This window comes from Janthinobacterium sp. 1L-D-8-B-C4, assembly GCF_057291295.1.
In genome coordinates, this window is record NZ_JBXAVX010000004.1 from 37,838 (window position 1) to 53,467 (window position 15,630).

The following is a 15,630-nucleotide window of genomic DNA, read 5'->3' on the forward strand; positions in this document are numbered from 1 at the left end:
AATTAGCAAAACCCCGGCCCGGATGGCTGCCTGCATTGCAGCACAGCCATCCGGGCTTCAAGCAAACCTTAACAAAGCGCAGCCTGTCGCGCGGCGAACTCATACGATGCTCACATTTCAACAAATTATCCTGACCTTGCAAACCTATTGGGACAAGCAGGGTTGCGCCCTGCTCCAGCCCTACGACATGGAAGTGGGCGCCGGTACCTTCCACACCGGCACCTTCCTGCGCGCGATCGGTCCGGAACCCTGGCGCGCCGCGTATGTGCAGCCGTCGCGCCGCCCGAAAGATGGCCGCTATGGCGAAAACCCGAACCGCATGCAGCACTACTACCAGTATCAGGTGGTATTGAAGCCGGCGCCGGAAAACATCCTCGACCTGTATCTGGGTTCACTGTCAGCGCTGGGCCTGGACCTGAAGCAGAATGACGTCCGCTTTGTCGAAGACGACTGGGAAAGCCCGACCCTGGGCGCCTGGGGCCTGGGCTGGGAAGTCTGGCTGAACGGCATGGAAGTGACGCAGTTCACCTACTTCCAGCAAGTCGGCGGCCTCGATTGCAAGCCGGTGCTGGGCGAAATCACCTACGGCATCGAACGCCTGGCAATGTATCTGCAGGGCGTCGAAAACGTCTACGACCTGGTCTGGACCGAGTGGGAAGAAAACGGTACCACCAAGAAGCTGACCTACGGCGACGTGTTCCATCAGAACGAAGTGGAACAATCAACCTACAACTTCGAGCACGCCAATACCGAGCTGCTGTTCGAACAGTTCGGCAACTATGAAGCGGAAGCGAAGCGCCTGATCGAGCTGCAACTGACCCTGCCGGCCTACGAAAAAATCATGAAGGCCTCGCACAGCTTCAATATGCTGGACGCGCGCGGCGCCATCTCGGTGACCGAACGCGCGGCCTATATCGGCCGCGTGCGCACCCTGTCGCGCCTGGTCGCACAGGCCTACTACGATTCGCGCGAACGCCTCGGCTTCCCGATGCTGCCAGCACAAGAACAAGCTGCCCCTGCAGCCTAATTTGACGCCGTACCAGACAAGAACACCATGAACCAAACACTGCTTATCGAACTGCTGACCGAAGAACTGCCGCCGAAAGCGCTGGCCAAGCTGGGCGCCGCCTTTGCCGCCGGCATCGTCAACGGCCTCAAGTCGCGCGACTTCCTGGAAAGCGACAGCGTCGCCACCAGCTACGCCTCGCCGCGCCGCCTGGCCGTCTCCATCACCAATGTGCGCGAAGTGTCGCCCGACAAATCGATCCGCGAAAAAGTGCTGCCGGTGTCGGTCGCGCTGGACGCGAACGGCAACGGCACCGCGCCGCTGGCCAAGAAACTCGCGGCCCTGGGCTTCCCCGACCTGACGGTAGCGGACCTGGAACGCGCCGTCGACGGCAAGGCCGAAAGCTTCTTCTACACCCATACGGCGCCGGGCAGCCTGCTGGCCACCGGCGCGCAGGCTGCGCTGCTTGACTCGGCGGCCAAGCTGCCGATTCCAAAACTGATGAGTTACCAGCGTCCGGATGGCAGCACCGTGCAATTCGTGCGCCCGGCCCACAGCCTGATCGCCCTGCACGGCATCAATGTGCTGCCCTTGACCCTGCTGGGCTTGACGGCCGGCCGCGAAACGCTGGGCCACCGCTTCCTGACCGACGGCCAGCCGATCATCATCAAGCACGCGGAAAACTATGCGGCCAGCCTGATCCTCGACGCCAGCGTGATCGCCAGCGTGGAAGAGCGCAAGGCCACCATCCGCGCTCAGTTGCTGGAAAAAGCCGGCGCGGATCAAGTCCTGATGCCCGAGTCCCTGCTTGACGAAGTGAGCGCCCTGGTCGAATGGCCGGTGGTCTACGAATGCCATTTCGAGGAAGAATTCCTGGCCGTGCCGCAGGAATGCCTGATCCTCACCATGCAGACCAACCAGAAATACTTTGCCCTGACCGACAGCGAAGGCAAGCTGCGTTCGCGCTTTTTGATCGTCTCGAATATTGCCACCGACACGCCCGAGCACATTATCGGCGGCAATGAGCGCGTGGTACGCCCGCGCCTGTCCGACGCCAAGTTCTTCTTCGAGCAGGACAAGAAAAAAACATTGGAATCGCGTTTGCCGCTGCTGGCCAATGTGGTGTATCACAACAAGCTGGGCACGCAGGCTGCGCGCACAGAGCGCGTGACGGCGATCGCCGGCGCGATTGCCTCAAAATTGGGTGGCGACGTGGACCTGGCAAAACGTGGCGCGCGCCTGGCCAAGGCCGATCTCCTGACCGACATGGTCGGCGAATTCCCCGAGCTGCAAGGCATCATGGGCACCTATTACGCGCGCCATGACGGCGAACCGGAAGAAGTGGCGCTGGCCGCCTCCGAGCACTACCAGCCGCGCTTTGCCGGCGACGCGCTGCCGTCGACCGCCACCGGCACGGCAGTGGCGCTGGCCGACAAGCTTGAAACCCTGGTCGGCATCTGGTCTATCGGCCTGGCACCGACCGGCGACAAGGACCCGTTCGCGCTGCGCCGCCATGCGCTGGGCGTGCTGCGCATGCTGCTGGAAAAACGCCTGCCGCTGTCGATCCAGGGCTTGCTGGCGGACGCCGCCGCGCAATTTGCGGCCATTCCCGGCTTCAGGGACCCGGTGGCGGACGTCACCGTCTTCATGCTCGAGCGCCTGCGCGGCATCCTGCGCGAACGCGGCTTTTCGCCAAACGAGATCGAAGCGGTGGTGGCGCAAAACCCGGACCGCCTCGACGATATCGTGCAGCGCCTTGATGCCGTGAAGGCCTTTGCCGCGCTGCCGGAAAGCGCCTCGCTGGCAAGCGCCAACAAGCGCATCACGAATATCCTGAAAAAGAACGAGGAAGCCGTGAGCCAGGTCGCCGCTGGCGGCGTCAACGTGGCGCTGCTGCAGGACGAAGCCGAGAAAAAACTCGCCGCCGCCGTCTCGCGCGTGCAGCCGCAAGTTGATGCGGCCTTTGTTCAGGGCGACTTCACGGGCACCTTGCAAACGCTGGCGCAGCTGCGCGACGATGTCGACGGCTTCTTCAACGACGTGATGGTAATGGCCGACGATGTCGCACTGCGCAACAACCGCCTGGCCCTGCTGTCGTCGCTGCATGGCATGATGAACCGCGTGGCCGACATTTCCAAGCTGGCGGCATAATGGGCGCGCCGGCGATGAAACTGATTATCCTGGACCGTGATGGCGTCATCAATCATGATTCGCCGGACTTTATCAAGTCGCCGGCCGAATGGCTGCCGATACCCGGCTCGCTCGAAGCGATCGCCCGCCTGAACCAGGCCGGCTACCGCGTGGTGATCGCCTCGAACCAGTCGGGCATCGCGCGCGAATACTTCGACATGACGGTGCTCAACGCAATCCACCAGAAGATGCATACCTTGGCGCAGCAGGTCGGCGCCGACATCGACGCCATTTTCTTCTGCCCGCATGCGGGCGCGGACAATTGCGACTGCCGCAAGCCCAAGCCGGGCATGTTCCATGAAATTTCGCAGCGCTACAACACCAGCCTGAAAGGCGTGCCGACCGTCGGCGACTCGCTGCGCGACCTGCAGGCCGGCTTCATTGGCGGCTGCGTGCCCTACCTGGTCCTGACCGGCAAGGGCGCAAGCACCAATGAAACCGGTGGCCTGCCTCCCGGCACCCAGGTCTTCGCCGACCTGGCCGCCGTGGTCAACCATCTGCTCAAGGCGCCGGCAGTTGCCGCGCCATCGCCCACCGTGGCATTCAGTATTTAATCCGGAGAACCGCTTGCGTACCATTTCCCTGTTCCTCAGGTCCCTGCTGTTCATGGTCATCATGATCGTGGCGACCATCGTCTGGGCCTGTGCCTGCTTCTTTGCCGCGCCATTCAGCTATAACAAGCGCTATTGGTTCACCTCGCGCTGGAACGTGTTCATCATCTGGTGCGCCAAGGTCATATGCGGCATCCGCTATGAAATCAAGGGCGCCGAGAACTTCCCCGATGCGCCGGCGATCGTGCTATCGAAACACCAGTCGGCCTGGGAAACCATCTTCCTGCTGCCCAGCCTGCCGCGCCCGCTGGTGTATGTATTCAAGAAGGAAATCCTGTACATTCCGTTTTTCGGCTGGGCCATGGCGCTGCTGCGCATGATCCCGATTGACCGCAAGCAGGGCAAGCACGCCTTCAAGAGCGTGGTCGCACACGGAAAACGCCGCCTCGCCGATGGCCAATGGATTATCATGTTCCCCGAAGGTACCCGTATCCCGGTCGGCCAGACGGGCAAGTACAAGAGCGGCGGCACGCGCCTGGCGATTGCCACCGGCGCGGTAGTGGTGCCGATCGCCCATAACTCGGGCGAGTGCTGGCCCAAGCAGTCATTTCTCAAGCGGCCGGGTGTCATCACGGTCTCGATAGGCAAACCGATTTCGCCGGAAGGGCAAACCCCGGACAGCATGATGCAACAGGTGGAAAATTGGATAGAATCAGAAATGCGCGTCATTTCGCCTCACGCCTACAACGCTGGCTAGACGGCATCAGCGCGGTCATCCAGGAGCCGACACTGCGTGAGCAGATGAAGACCATCAGGGTCGGCGACCAGCAACTGGATCTGTTCGCGCATGACGTCTCGACCAGCACGCCCGCGGTGGCGCGCCCCGTGGCGCCGCCGGCGTTGCCCGTGGCGCCACCGATCGTGGTCCAGCTGCCTCCGATTGCCGTGCCTGCCCCACCTCCCCTGCCTTCGCCACCACGCACCGCTGACGGCCCGCCGCTGCGCCAGCTGCAGCTCGGTCCACACCTGCTCGAATTCGCCCTGCGCCGCTCGACGCGCCGCTCGATCGGCTTCATGATCGACGACAATGGCCTGCGCGTGACGGCGCCCAAGCGCGTCACCCTGGCTGAAATCGACAACGCCATCCGCGCCAAGCAGGGCTGGATCATCTCCAAACTGCAGGAACGGGGCGAGCGCAAGATACAGCGCCAGCAGCGCCCACCGGTGGCATGGGTCGACGGCGCCGTGCTGCCCTACCTGGGCGGCGAGATTACCTTGCGGCTGCACCAGGCGCCGCGCCACCGCGCCAGCTTCCAGCGCGACACCGGTGAATTGCACGTGTGGGTCACGCCGACCGGCACCGAACAGCAGTTGAAGGAAAAAGTGAAGGCCTGGTTCCAGCACCAGGCGCGCCAGCTGTTCGAAGAGCGGCTGGACCTGTATGCGGCCAAACTGGGAGTGCGCTACGACTCGCTGTCGCTGTCCTCGGCCGGCACGCGCTGGGGCAGCTGCACCGTGCAGCGCAAGATCCGCCTGAACTGGCGCCTGATCCACTTTGCGCTGCCGCTGGTCGACTACGTGGTGGCGCACGAACTGTCGCACCTGCTGGAAATGAACCACAGCCCGCGCTTCTGGGCCACCGTGGAATCGATCTATCCCGATTACGATGGCGCCAAGCAGGCCTTGCGCAAACGCTCGCAGGAATTACCGGTTTTATTCGGGTAGGTCGGTAGGTCGGGTTAGCGCGCAAGCGCGTAACCCGACAACACCATGGTCAGAGTCAACACTGTTGTCGGATTACGCTACGCTAATCCGACCTACGCTGGATTGGCAGCAAGGGCCTGATCGCGTTTATGGTGCGCGGCGTGGCGCCACGGTGCTGCGCCGCAAACGCCAGCGCCCTGGCACCCATCTGCGCCAGACGGTCCGCATCCTGCAGCAGCGATGAAGCCTGCGCCATCAGCGCATCGGCGTCAAGCACCAGCGCGGCGCCGCCGGCCTCGATCGCCTGCTCGGTGACCAGCGCAAAATTGAAGGTGTGCGGCCCGATCAGCACCGGTTTGCCCAGCGCTGCCGGCTCGATCAGGTTCTGCCCACCAAGCGGCAGCAGGCTGCCGCCGACAAAGGCGCAGTCGCAGGCCGCGTAATAGGCAAACATCTCGCCCATCGAGTCGCCCAGCAGCACCTGCGTGGTCGCGGCAACCACAGCATCGCCGGCCAGGCCGGACCTGCGCTGCACGACCAGACCACGCGACACCACCAGTTTTTCCACTTCGTCGAAACGCTGCGGATGGCGCGGCACCAGCAGCAGCAAGGTGTTTGCCGGCAGGCTGGCGCAGGCAAATGCCTCGAGGATCAGTTCTTCCTCGCCTTCGCGCGTGCTGGCGCACAGCAGCACCGGGCGCTGGCCAATCGCAGCGCGCAGCCAGGCGCCGGTGGCCAGTGCGGCGGCGGGCACCATCACATCGAACTTGATGCTGCCGGTGACCACCACCTCCTGCACGCCCAGCTGGCGCACGCGCGTGGCGTCGTCCGGTGTTTGCGCGGCCACCAGCGTGATCGAGCGCGCCGCATCGAGGATCAGCTTGCCCAGGCGCTGCGCCTTGTTCAGGGAGCGCTGCGACAGGCGCGCATTGGCCAGCACCACCGGCACCCGGTAGCGCCGGCATTGATGGATCAGGTTCGGCCACACCTCGGTCTCCATCAGGATGCAGATGCGCGGCGCAAAGTGGCGGATAAAGCGCGCCGGCATGGCGCCGGTGTCGTACGGCAGGTAGCTTTGCACCAGGCGCGCGCCGTGCCTGGCGAACAGCGCGCGGCCGGTGGCGCGGCCGGTCGGCGTCATGTGGGTCAGGACGATGCGGCAATCTGGCCAGGTGGCCAGCAGCGCGTCGACCAGCGGTTCGGCCGCGCGCGTTTCGCCAACGGAAACGGCGTGCAGCCAGATGGTCATGGGCGCGGGCGCAGGCTTGCGGCCATAAAAGCCCAGGCGTTCGCCCCAGTGCTGGCGGTAGCCCGCTTCCTGGCGCCCGCGCAGCCACAGGCGCGCCAGCACCAGCGGCAGCGCCAGCCACCAGGCCAGGGTGTAGAGAAGTCGCATGGTGATCTTGTTACTGTGAGTTGGCCAGCAGCAGCCTTGCCGCCGCCAGCACTTCGGGCACGCCGGGCGGCTGGCCCTGGTCGCCCAGATTGATGATGTTGTCCGACCAGTTGCCTTCGGTTTTCCAGAGCGGCGAATCGGCGTAGATTTCCACCGTTGGCCGCACGAAGGCGGCGGCGATATGGGTCAGGCCCGTGTCGACGCCGACCACCAGCGCAGCATGGCGCGCCAGCAGGGTAGCGTCGCTCATCGACAATTTGGGCAGCACGCGCGCGTTCGCCAGGCTGGCCGCCAGCAGTTCGGCTTCCAGTTTTTCCTTGGGTGAGCCCCATGGCAGCAGGATGGTCATCGGCGCCAGCGCCTGGCCCAGGGCGATCCAGTTTTCCGGCGCCCACTTCTTGGCGTCGCGCGCGGTGCCATGAAAATACACGGCATACGGCGCCTGGCCCATCCAGTCGGGGCGTACCTCGCTGGCGGACAATTCGGGCAAGCCGAAATTGGCCGGCGTGTCGACCGTGTAGCCGAGCGCTGCGGCGGCCACCAGGCGGCCGCGAGCCACCGCATGCGTGCGCGGATCGAGGGGAATGCTTTTGGTATGAAAGATACGCGAAATGCCTTCGTAGCCCGAGCCTTCGCTGCCATTGGCCAGGCCCACTTTCTGGCCGCCCGGCGCCAGGCGCGCCGCGCCCATGATGATGCCGGTTTTCAGCAGGCCCTGGGTGTCGAACACATAATCGTACTGCGTCTGGCGCAGGCTGCGGAAGAAGGCGGCGATTTCGGCGCGCGTCTCCTGCTTGCCCAGGCTTTTGCGCCAGCGCCGCAGCGCGAACGGAAAAATCGTGCCGACGCGCGGGTTCAGGCGCACCAGGCTGGTATAACCCTCTTCCACCACCCAGTCGATGGTGGCGTCGGGATAGTGGCGGGCGATGTCAAACACCATCGGCAGGTTATGCAGCACGTCGCCCAGCGAAGACACGCGCACCAGCAGGATTTTCAAGGGCGCCCGCGCGCCCGCCTGGCCCGCCATGAGCTTAGAACGGCAGGACTGCGTCAGGCTTGGCGGCCAGGATCACGCTCTTGAACTGGCCCTGGATGCGCGCCAGCGCTTCAGGCGTTTCAGCTTCGAAGCGCATCACGATCACCGGCGTGGTGTTCGACGAACGCGCCAGGCCGAAGCCGTCAGCGTATTCGACGCGCAGGCCGTCGATGGTGATGATCTGTTCATTGCCAGGGAAAACGGCATCGCGGCGCAGCATGTCCATCAGCGCGACGTTTTCGCCTTCTTTCAGTTCCAGGTGCAGCTCGGGCGTGCTGTCCGATTGTGGCAGCGAGTTCAGCAGTGCCGATGGATCGCTTTCGCGGGTCAGGATTTCCAGCAGGCGCGCGCCCGAATACAGGCCGTCGTCGAAACCGTACCAGCGGTCCTTGAAGAAGATATGGCCGCTCATTTCGCCGCCCAGCGGTGCGCCCGTTTCACGCAGCTTGGCTTTCACCAGCGAGTGGCCGGTCTTGTACATCAGCGGCACGCCGCCATGCTTGGTGATGTACGGCGCCAGGTGGCGCGTGCATTTCACGTCATACAAAATCTGTTCGCCCGGATGGCGCGTCAGCACATCGGCGGCAAACAGCATCATCTGGCGGTCAGGGTAGATGATCTGGCCATCCTTGGTGACCACGCCCAGGCGATCGCCGTCACCGTCAAAGGCGATGCCGATTTCGGCGTCGGTCTCGGCCAGGCAGCGGATCAGGTCCTGCAGGTTTTCAGGGTGGGCCGGGTCCGGGTGGTGGTTCGGGAAATTGCCATCGACTTCGCAGAACAGTTCGATCACTTCGCAGCCCATGCCGCGGAACAGGTCGCCGGCGAATGCGCCAGCCACGCCATTGCCGCAATCGACGGCGATCTTGATCGGGCGCGCCAGTTTCACGTCGCCCAGGATGCGGTCGATATACGCCGAGCGGATGTCATGCGTGGTGTAGCTGCCAGGGGTGCTGCTTTCGCTGCCGTCGTGGTCGACGATACTCTGGTACAGCGACAGGATGGCTTCGCCATGAATCGCTTCGCCGGCCAGCACCATCTTGAAACCGTTGTAGTCAGGCGGGTTGTGGCTGCCGGTGACCATGATGCCCGACTTCGTATCGAGCACATTGGTGCCGAAGTAGACCATCGGCGTGGCGACCACGCCCAGGTCGATCACGTCGACGCCGGCCGCTTGCAGGCCTTGCGCCAGCGCTGCCGTCAGTTCCGGACCCGACAGGCGGCCGTCACGGCCGATCACCACGCGCTGTTCGCCTTTGGCCAGGGCGGCCTGGCCAAAGGCCTGTCCGATCTTCCTTGCCACGCTGGCATCAAGGGTTTTATCGATGATGCCGCGAATATCGTAAGCTTTGAAGATCGTTTTTGACAGTGGGAGCATGGTCTGAGCGTATAAGAAGGTAAAAGAGGAAGACATGGTACAGCGGACTTGCCACTGCGCCAATACTATACCGGATTATACCCGCAGCAGATCGATCGACTTGCCCGATTCCACCCAATGCCTGACCCACAGTGGCTGGCGGCCGCGGCCGGTCCATTCCTCGCTGGCGTTATCGGGATTGCGGTACTGTACCGCCACCTTGCCCACGCGCGGGTGCAGACCATCGAGAATCAGCTGTTTCAGCGGAATGCCCGCCTGTTGGGCAATCGCCATGATCTGTTCGCGCGCCTTGTTCAAATCATCGCGCTCACGATGGCTGACTTCCTGCTGTACCTTGTCCGCCAAATTACGTAATTCGGCCATGGTCAATGTCGATAAATTCATGCTTCACTTTCTGGAAAATTAATATGTATGACAAAACCCATGGAATATACACCGATTCAGGGAAACATATTAATTCTTCTTGTGCACAATCATCCAGCGCGGCGATTTGAAACGAATAATGCGCAGATATAACCAGATATAAGTGGCCATGAATATCAGCGAACAGCAAATCAGCAGCCAGCTATGGCGCCAGAATAATGAGGCGGGAATCACGGCCAGCAATGAAAACAGCCACAGATAAGGCGACGTCAGGGAATTGCGGCGCATCAGCGCACGCGCTTCCTTGTGGCCCACCGTCCACCGCACGATACGGCGGAAAATCAGGCTGTGCAAATGGATGCCATCGGGCATGACTGGCGATTTGCCTTGAATAAAGGCGCGGCGGTAGGCCGAAAACAGGGTTTCAAAGGAAGGATAAATCAGCAGCAATACGGCATACCAGGTCGACACTTCCGGATTGCGCATCACCAGCAGCAAGGTCAGTTCTCCCAGCATGAAACCGATGAAATACGCGCCGCCGTCGCCCAGGAAGATCAGGCCCACCGGATAGTTCCAGATCAGGAAACCGGTAATGGCGCCCGCCACCAGCAGGGCGGTGACCAGGATAAACGAATCATTGACCTGCAAGGCCACATACGCCAGTGACAACAGCATGCAGATCGACACCACGCTGGCCAGGCCATTGAAGCCATCGATGATATTGATGGCGTTGGCAATACCGGCCACGGCCAGCACCGTGATCGGCAGGCTGAGCCAGACAAAGGGGATGGCCCAGCTGGAAAACAGCCAGTCGATGCGATCGATGCGCGCGTCGACCAGGTAATAAGCCAGCAAGGCGCCTGCCATGGTCAGCAACAAACGGCCCATTGGGCTGACCTTGCCCGTGAAATCCTCGGCAATGCCGCCGACAAAAGCCATGGCCGAACACAGCAGCAACGAAATCATCCAGTAAGCCATGGCCGGCAAGCGCCAGATCGACAACGTGGCGCCAATCACCACTGCCAGGAAAATCGACAGGCCACCGATACGCGCCACGAAATGCGAATGCACTTTTTGTACACCATGAAAATCCGAATCGAGCGCAGATTTATGCAGATGCACCTGTTTTATGATTAACAGTGTCAATAAGGCAGATGCAACAAAGCTCACGATGAAAGAAAACATTTTTTTATCAATAAAAGATCGGGTTTGCCAACTATCGTAGCGCGCAAAAATCTGCCCTGATTCGCCTCCCGGCAGATATTGATCCAGCGATATCGAAAACAGGCATTTATTTTTTCGCAAGAAACCATGCATCTGATGTTAATATTATAATTTTATCAATATCGCGAACACACAGGACAGCTCTTCAGCTTGACGCGAGGCATGGTATCAACGCCCTCCACGATTGCTAACACTATTTACCATTTGATACACGGCTGATAGGTTTTTTAGCAAGCTCCAGGCGCAATCGCCAGCACGTTTGAGCTATCTCATGTCCCCAGGCTGGCAGCCAGCCTCATCCATGAGGTCACGCAGGCAAATTTCGTCTGGTACGATCATGCACAGATAGCCACAATCAACCACTGAATCCAATGAAAACTTACTTTATCGGCGACCTGCAAGGCTGCCATGACCAGACGGTGGCCTTGCTGGCCCGTATCGCCGACACGGCAAACGGACCTTACCGCCTGCTGTTTGCCGGCGACCTGATCAATCGCGGCCCCGATTCGCTGGCGACCTTGCGGCTGGTCCATACCCTGGCGCAACAGGGCCTGGCCGACAGCGTGCTGGGCAATCACGACCTGCACTTGCTGGCCGTCGTCAACGGCATCCGGCCCGAGCACGCGTCCGACACGCTGGCCGATATCCTGGCCGCGCCCGACCGCGACGATTTGATCGACTGGCTGCGGCGCCGTCCGCTGGCATTGTGGCGCGATGGCCATTTGCTGGTGCACGCGGGCTTGCTGCCGCAATGGAGCGTGGCGCAGGCCTTGTCGCTGGCCGGCGAAGTCTCAAGCATGCTCGCCAGCGACGGCTGGGTAGACTTCCTGGGCAGCATGTACGGCAACGAGCCGGCCATCTGGAGCGACGAATTGCACGGCGCCGACCGCCTGCGCTGCATCATCAACGCCATGACGCGGCTGCGTTTTTGTACCGACGAAGGCCGCATGGACTTCAAGATGAAGGAAAGCGGCAGCGCACCGAAGGAGTCCGGCCTGATGCCCTGGTTCGACGTGCCGGGCAGGCAAAGCGCCGGCGACACGGTGGTGTTTGGCCACTGGTCGGCGCTGGGCCTGATGCTGGGGCCCCGCTTGATCGGCCTCGATAGCGGCTGCGTCTGGGGCGGCAAACTGTCCGCGGTCTGCCTTGAGGACCGTACGCTGATCCAGGTCGATTGTCCCGAATTCCAGCGGGCCAGCGGCAAGGCCGCCAAATAACGCATATGCATGCTTGGAATCGGTCGTTTGCGCCTGCCGGCACGCCTCGTATGATCATGCTTTTGCCTTTGCGACCCGATGACTCCTGATACCGACCAGCTGGCGCGCTGGCTGCTGGGCAGCCTGCAACTGGACACCGCCGTGCTGCACGCGGGCCAGTATTGCGGCCGCTGGCGCGCCTCCACGGCCGGCCGGGAACTGGGCAGTTTTCACCTGGTGCTGGACGGCCACTGCTACCTGCATCTCGATGGCGCGCCGCCCGTGGCGCTGGGGCCACGCGACGGCGTATTCCTGCTGCGCGACCTGCCGCATTTTCTCAGCCCGCACCCGGACCCGCTGCAGGCGAGCGCCCCGCAGGCGATGCGCCCCTTGCATACGCCCGCAAACGGCCCCGCCACCGCGCTGGCCTGCGGCTTTTTCCAGTTCCAGGGCGCGGCCTCAAAACTGATCATCGACTCGTTTCCGCCCTACTTGCTGATACGCGGCGGCGCACCCGCCTTTGCCGCCGCCGCCGCGCTGTTCGACCTGATCCTCCAGGAAGCGGGCGGCGACCCGGAACAGCCTTCGCCCCTGATGGCGCGCCTGGTCGAACTGCTGTTCTTCTATCTGATCCGCCATGTGGCGCAGGGCGAACAGATGGCCGGCGGCCTGCTGTCGCTGCTGCAGCGGGCCGAATTTGCGCCGCTGCTCGAACGCATGCTCGACGCCCCGGCGGCCGACTGGTCGATCGAGAACATGGCCAAGGCCGCGTGCATGTCGCGCGCCAGCTTCTGCAAGCACTTCGCCAGCGCCAGCGGCCACCCGCCGGCCCAGTTCCTGCTCCTGCTGCGCATGAAGATCGCCGCGCGCCGGCTGCACGACGGCGCGTCCGTCGAACGGGTGGCCGAACTGGTCGGCTACCGCTCGCACGCCGCCTTTACGCGCGCCTTCAAGCGCGCCACCGGCGAGCAGCCCGGCGCCTATCGCCGCGACCAGCGCCAGCGCCAGCGCCAGCTTTCAAATTGAGATCAAGAATTTCAACATCGCAGACGAATGAGCAGAAAATGGCGACGTTGGCGTCTGTTACGCGCCCGGGCAGGCCGATATAATCAAGCGGTGACCAACCAACCTGGCAAGGCTTTCCATGTCCCGACTGACGCTGCATACCCCAGACACCGCCCCGGCCGAGAGCCGCCCTTTCGTGGAAAAGGCGATCGCCAACAATGGCTACCTGCCCAACCTGATCGGCGTGCTGGCCAATGCGCCGCTGGCGCTGGAAACCTATCTGACCGTATCAGGCATCAATGGCCGCGCCAGTTTGAGCCTGATGGAACGCGAAGTGGTGCAGATCACGGCCGCACGCATCCATGGCTGCGACTTCTGCATTGCCGGCCATAGCGCCATCTCGCTGAAAAAAGCCGGTGAAACACCGGCTACAGTGCGCGCGCTGCAGCATGGCCTGCCGACCGGCGACGTAAAACTGGACGCAGTGGCCGCCTTTGCCAGCGCCATCATCGCCACCCGTGGCGCCGTGACAGACGATGAGTTCCAGTCCTTCCTGGCAGCCGGCTACAACCAGCAACAGGCGCTGGAAGTGGTGCTCGGCATCAGCCTGGCCACCCTGTGCAACTTCACCAACAGCCTGGCCGGCACCCCCGTCAATTCACAATTGACACCCTACCTGCCTGGCGCCGTCTGAGATGGCGGACCTGATGCCGAACCTCACTCACTGGCTGCACCTGCATGCCGACCAGCTCGACGAATCGAACGAACTGGCCGAAAGCGTGCTGCCGGCGCTGGCCGCCGACCAGCTGCTGGCCATCGGCGTACCGCAGGAACAGGGCGGCGCGGGCGGCGACGTGCGCGACGCCATCGAAGCGATCGCCAAAGTGGCCGAGCTGTCCTTGACAGCCGCCTTTGTATTCTGGGGCCAGCGCTGCTTTATCGAATTCATGCTGCAAAGCCCGAATCGCGCGCTGGCCGAACGCCGCCTGCCGGCCCTGCTGGCCGGCACCCAGGCCGGCGCCAGCGGCCTGTCGAACGCGATGAAATTCTTGTCCGGCATCGAGCAGCTGCAAATCACGGCTGCGCGCGACGGCGATGGCCTGCTGGCCGACGGCGCGCTGGCCTGGGTGACGAACTTGCGCAAGGCAGGTTTCGTGGCGGCCGCTGCCGTTGCGCCAAATGACGGCACGCCACCGGTGATCGTCGCCTTTGACAGCCAGCTGGCCGGGGTGCAGCGCAACGCCGACCTGGACCTGATCGCCCTGCGCGGCAGCAATACCGCTTCGGTGAAACTGACGCAGGTGCGGATCGCGGCGGCCGATATCATCAGCGACAATGCGCCGGCCTGGCTGCCGCAGGTTCGCCCGGCCTTTTTGGGCATGCAGTGCGGCATGTCAATCGGCATCGCGCGCGCCAGCCTGGCGCAGGCGGCCCTGATCTCGCAAGGCTCACAAGGCCGGCACAATGCGCTCACGCCGCGCATCGAGGCACTGCAAGCGGCCCTGAAAAGCACTGCTGCCACCCTGCTGGCAGGCGTGCACGACGGCCGCTTCAAGCAAGAAGCGCCGGCCATGTTCCGCCTGCGCATACAACTGGCCGAGCTGCTGCAGCAAGCGATGATGCTGGAACTGCAGGCGATGGGTGGGCGCGCTTATCTCAGCACCCAGCAGCAGGGCTTTGCCCGCCGCTGGCGTGAATCGGCCTTTATCCCCATCGTCACGCCCAGCCTGACGCAATTGCAGTCGGCGCTGCAGCAATTCGACAGCTTGCAGGCAGCCAACGCGGCAGGCAAGGCATGACAGCTGGCGACTGGGCGCTGCAGGCGCAAAACCTTTCCTATGCCTACCCGGGCTTGCCGCCCGTGTTCCAGCAAGTATCGCTGGCCGTGCGCAAGCGCGAGATCGTCTGCCTGCTGGGCGGCAGCGGCTGCGGCAAATCGAGCTTGCTGCGCGTGCTGGCCGGCCTGCAGGCACCGTCCGCCGGCAGCATCGACTTCCTCGGTGCGCCGATGCGCGAACCCGACCCGCGCAGCGCGCTGGTGTTCCAGCAGGCCAGCTTGCTGCCTTGGCTGAACGTCAGCGGCAATGCCGGCTTTGGCCTGGATTTCAAGCACCAGCCCAAGCTCACCCGCGAGGCGCACGCCGCCCGCGTGGCGCAGGCGATCGAGGCGGTGGGCTTGCAGGGCCGTGAAAAACTGTATCCCTCGGCGCTGTCGGGCGGCATGGCGCAGCGCGTGGCGCTGGCGCGCGCACTGGCGCGCGAACCGGAACTGCTGTTCGCCGACGAGCCGTTTTCCGCGCTGGACGCCATCACGCGCGCCGAAATGCAATCACTGCTGGTCGAGGTAGTGCACCGCTGGCACACGGCCGTGCTGCTGGTCACCCACGATATCGATGAAGCGATCCTGGTGGCCGACCGCATCTTGCTGATGGGCGGCAAGCCGGGCCATATCGTGCGCGAGTGGCCGGTCGATATCGCCCAGCCGCGCATCGGCCACAGCGCCAATGTGATTGCGCTGAAGATGGAGATACTCGACGCCCTGCACCAGCTGCAAAAACCGCAACCTGCCGTCCCCCTTTAA

15 protein-coding genes are annotated in these 15,630 nt (G+C 63.1%); 10 read left to right on the forward strand and 5 right to left on the reverse strand.

Going from position 1 to position 15,630, the window contains the following annotated elements; all coding sequences use genetic code 11:
- The first annotated feature begins 106 nt into the window (after positions 1 to 106).
- From glyQ to AC0Z42_RS08960, 5 genes are read left to right on the forward strand one after another with little or no spacing between them, the layout of a single operon-like run.
- Entirely contained in the window at positions 107 to 1,027 is a 921-nt protein-coding gene (gene glyQ / locus AC0Z42_RS08940) for a glycine--tRNA ligase subunit alpha (RefSeq protein ID WP_485467874.1), read from the forward strand.
- 27 nt (positions 1,028 to 1,054) lie between these two features.
- On the forward strand, positions 1,055 to 3,157 hold the full coding sequence (gene glyS, locus AC0Z42_RS08945) for a glycine--tRNA ligase subunit beta (RefSeq protein ID WP_485467875.1): 2,103 nt from the start codon (positions 1,055 to 1,057) through the stop codon (positions 3,155 to 3,157).
- 14 nt (positions 3,158 to 3,171) lie between these two features.
- Positions 3,172 to 3,750, forward strand: coding sequence for a D-glycero-beta-D-manno-heptose 1,7-bisphosphate 7-phosphatase (gene gmhB, locus AC0Z42_RS08950; RefSeq protein WP_485467876.1), 579 nt, complete (start codon positions 3,172 to 3,174; stop codon positions 3,748 to 3,750).
- 13 nt (positions 3,751 to 3,763) lie between these two features.
- Complete coding sequence (locus tag AC0Z42_RS08955; RefSeq protein ID WP_485467877.1) at positions 3,764 to 4,504, forward strand: lysophospholipid acyltransferase family protein; 741 nt, start codon at positions 3,764 to 3,766, stop codon at positions 4,502 to 4,504.
- Positions 4,505 to 4,548: 44 nt separating this feature from the next.
- The gene (locus tag AC0Z42_RS08960; protein ID WP_485467878.1) at positions 4,549 to 5,472 is read left to right on the forward strand and encodes a M48 family metallopeptidase; all 924 of its coding nucleotides are present in this window, start codon (positions 4,549 to 4,551) and stop codon (positions 5,470 to 5,472) included.
- Between the two features lie 82 nt (positions 5,473 to 5,554).
- Here AC0Z42_RS08960 and waaA read toward each other — a convergent pair whose 3' ends face one another.
- The 5 genes from waaA to AC0Z42_RS08985 form a co-directional block, all read right to left on the reverse strand.
- On the reverse strand, positions 5,555 to 6,847 hold the full coding sequence (waaA, locus tag AC0Z42_RS08965; RefSeq protein ID WP_485467879.1) for a lipid IV(A) 3-deoxy-D-manno-octulosonic acid transferase: 1,293 nt from the start codon (positions 6,845 to 6,847) through the stop codon (positions 5,555 to 5,557).
- A gap of 10 nt (positions 6,848 to 6,857) precedes the next feature.
- Positions 6,858 to 7,874 (reverse strand): lipopolysaccharide heptosyltransferase I, encoded by a 1,017-nt coding sequence (gene waaC, locus AC0Z42_RS08970; protein ID WP_485467880.1) that lies wholly within the window; start codon positions 7,872 to 7,874, stop codon positions 6,858 to 6,860.
- 4 nt (positions 7,875 to 7,878) lie between these two features.
- Positions 7,879 to 9,261 carry a phosphomannomutase/phosphoglucomutase gene (locus AC0Z42_RS08975; protein ID WP_485467881.1) on the reverse strand — a complete coding sequence of 461 codons (1,383 nt, stop codon included), beginning with the start codon at positions 9,259 to 9,261 and terminating at the stop codon, positions 7,879 to 7,881.
- Positions 9,262 to 9,336: 75 nt separating this feature from the next.
- A complete protein-coding gene (locus AC0Z42_RS08980; RefSeq protein ID WP_485467882.1) occupies positions 9,337 to 9,645 on the reverse strand; it encodes an H-NS histone family protein in 309 nt (102 codons plus the stop codon).
- Between the two features lie 69 nt (positions 9,646 to 9,714).
- Complete coding sequence (locus AC0Z42_RS08985; protein WP_485467883.1) at positions 9,715 to 10,809, reverse strand: MraY family glycosyltransferase; 1,095 nt, start codon at positions 10,807 to 10,809, stop codon at positions 9,715 to 9,717.
- 410 nt (positions 10,810 to 11,219) lie between these two features.
- Here AC0Z42_RS08985 and AC0Z42_RS08990 point away from each other — a divergent pair, with 410 nt between their 5' ends.
- The 5 genes from AC0Z42_RS08990 to AC0Z42_RS09010 all read left to right on the forward strand — a co-directional run bounded on the left by AC0Z42_RS08990 (position 11,220) and on the right by AC0Z42_RS09010 (position 15,630).
- The gene (locus AC0Z42_RS08990) at positions 11,220 to 12,065 is read left to right on the forward strand and encodes a symmetrical bis(5'-nucleosyl)-tetraphosphatase (RefSeq protein WP_485467884.1); all 846 of its coding nucleotides are present in this window, start codon (positions 11,220 to 11,222) and stop codon (positions 12,063 to 12,065) included.
- 78 nt (positions 12,066 to 12,143) lie between these two features.
- The gene (locus AC0Z42_RS08995; RefSeq protein WP_485467885.1) at positions 12,144 to 13,070 is read left to right on the forward strand and encodes an AraC family transcriptional regulator; all 927 of its coding nucleotides are present in this window, start codon (positions 12,144 to 12,146) and stop codon (positions 13,068 to 13,070) included.
- 118 nt (positions 13,071 to 13,188) lie between these two features.
- The gene (locus AC0Z42_RS09000) at positions 13,189 to 13,743 is read left to right on the forward strand and encodes a carboxymuconolactone decarboxylase family protein (protein ID WP_485467886.1); all 555 of its coding nucleotides are present in this window, start codon (positions 13,189 to 13,191) and stop codon (positions 13,741 to 13,743) included.
- Positions 13,744 to 13,756: 13 nt separating this feature from the next.
- Entirely contained in the window at positions 13,757 to 14,848 is a 1,092-nt protein-coding gene (locus AC0Z42_RS09005; RefSeq protein WP_485467887.1) for an acyl-CoA dehydrogenase family protein, read from the forward strand.
- Entirely contained in the window at positions 14,845 to 15,630 is a 786-nt protein-coding gene (locus AC0Z42_RS09010) for an ABC transporter ATP-binding protein (RefSeq protein ID WP_485467888.1), read from the forward strand. The genes AC0Z42_RS09005 and AC0Z42_RS09010 overlap by 4 nt, the downstream gene beginning before the upstream one ends.

Bases quoted from the DNA above. Each gene is read 5' to 3' on its own strand.
- AC0Z42_RS08980 (WP_485467882.1), bottom strand. From the start codon at position 9,645: ATGAATTTATCGACATTGACCATGGCCGAATTACGTAATTTGGCGGAC.
- AC0Z42_RS09005 (WP_485467887.1), top strand. From the start codon at position 13,757: ATGCCGAACCTCACTCACTGGCTGCACCTGCATGCCGACCAGCTCGAC.
- gmhB (WP_485467876.1), top strand. From the start codon at position 3,172: ATGAAACTGATTATCCTGGACCGTGATGGCGTCATCAATCATGATTCG.
- glyQ (WP_485467874.1), top strand. From the start codon at position 107: ATGCTCACATTTCAACAAATTATCCTGACCTTGCAAACCTATTGGGAC.
- AC0Z42_RS08975 (WP_485467881.1), bottom strand. From the start codon at position 9,261: ATGCTCCCACTGTCAAAAACGATCTTCAAAGCTTACGATATTCGCGGC.
- waaA (WP_485467879.1), bottom strand. From the start codon at position 6,847: ATGCGACTTCTCTACACCCTGGCCTGGTGGCTGGCGCTGCCGCTGGTG.
- glyS (WP_485467875.1), top strand. From the start codon at position 1,055: ATGAACCAAACACTGCTTATCGAACTGCTGACCGAAGAACTGCCGCCG.
- AC0Z42_RS08960 (WP_485467878.1), top strand. From the start codon at position 4,549: ATGAAGACCATCAGGGTCGGCGACCAGCAACTGGATCTGTTCGCGCAT.
- AC0Z42_RS09000 (WP_485467886.1), top strand. From the start codon at position 13,189: ATGTCCCGACTGACGCTGCATACCCCAGACACCGCCCCGGCCGAGAGC.
- waaC (WP_485467880.1), bottom strand. From the start codon at position 7,874: ATGGCGGGCCAGGCGGGCGCGCGGGCGCCCTTGAAAATCCTGCTGGTG.
- AC0Z42_RS08990 (WP_485467884.1), top strand. From the start codon at position 11,220: ATGAAAACTTACTTTATCGGCGACCTGCAAGGCTGCCATGACCAGACG.
- AC0Z42_RS08995 (WP_485467885.1), top strand. From the start codon at position 12,144: ATGACTCCTGATACCGACCAGCTGGCGCGCTGGCTGCTGGGCAGCCTG.
- AC0Z42_RS08985 (WP_485467883.1), bottom strand. From the start codon at position 10,809: ATGTTTTCTTTCATCGTGAGCTTTGTTGCATCTGCCTTATTGACACTG.
- AC0Z42_RS09010 (WP_485467888.1), top strand. From the start codon at position 14,845: ATGACAGCTGGCGACTGGGCGCTGCAGGCGCAAAACCTTTCCTATGCC.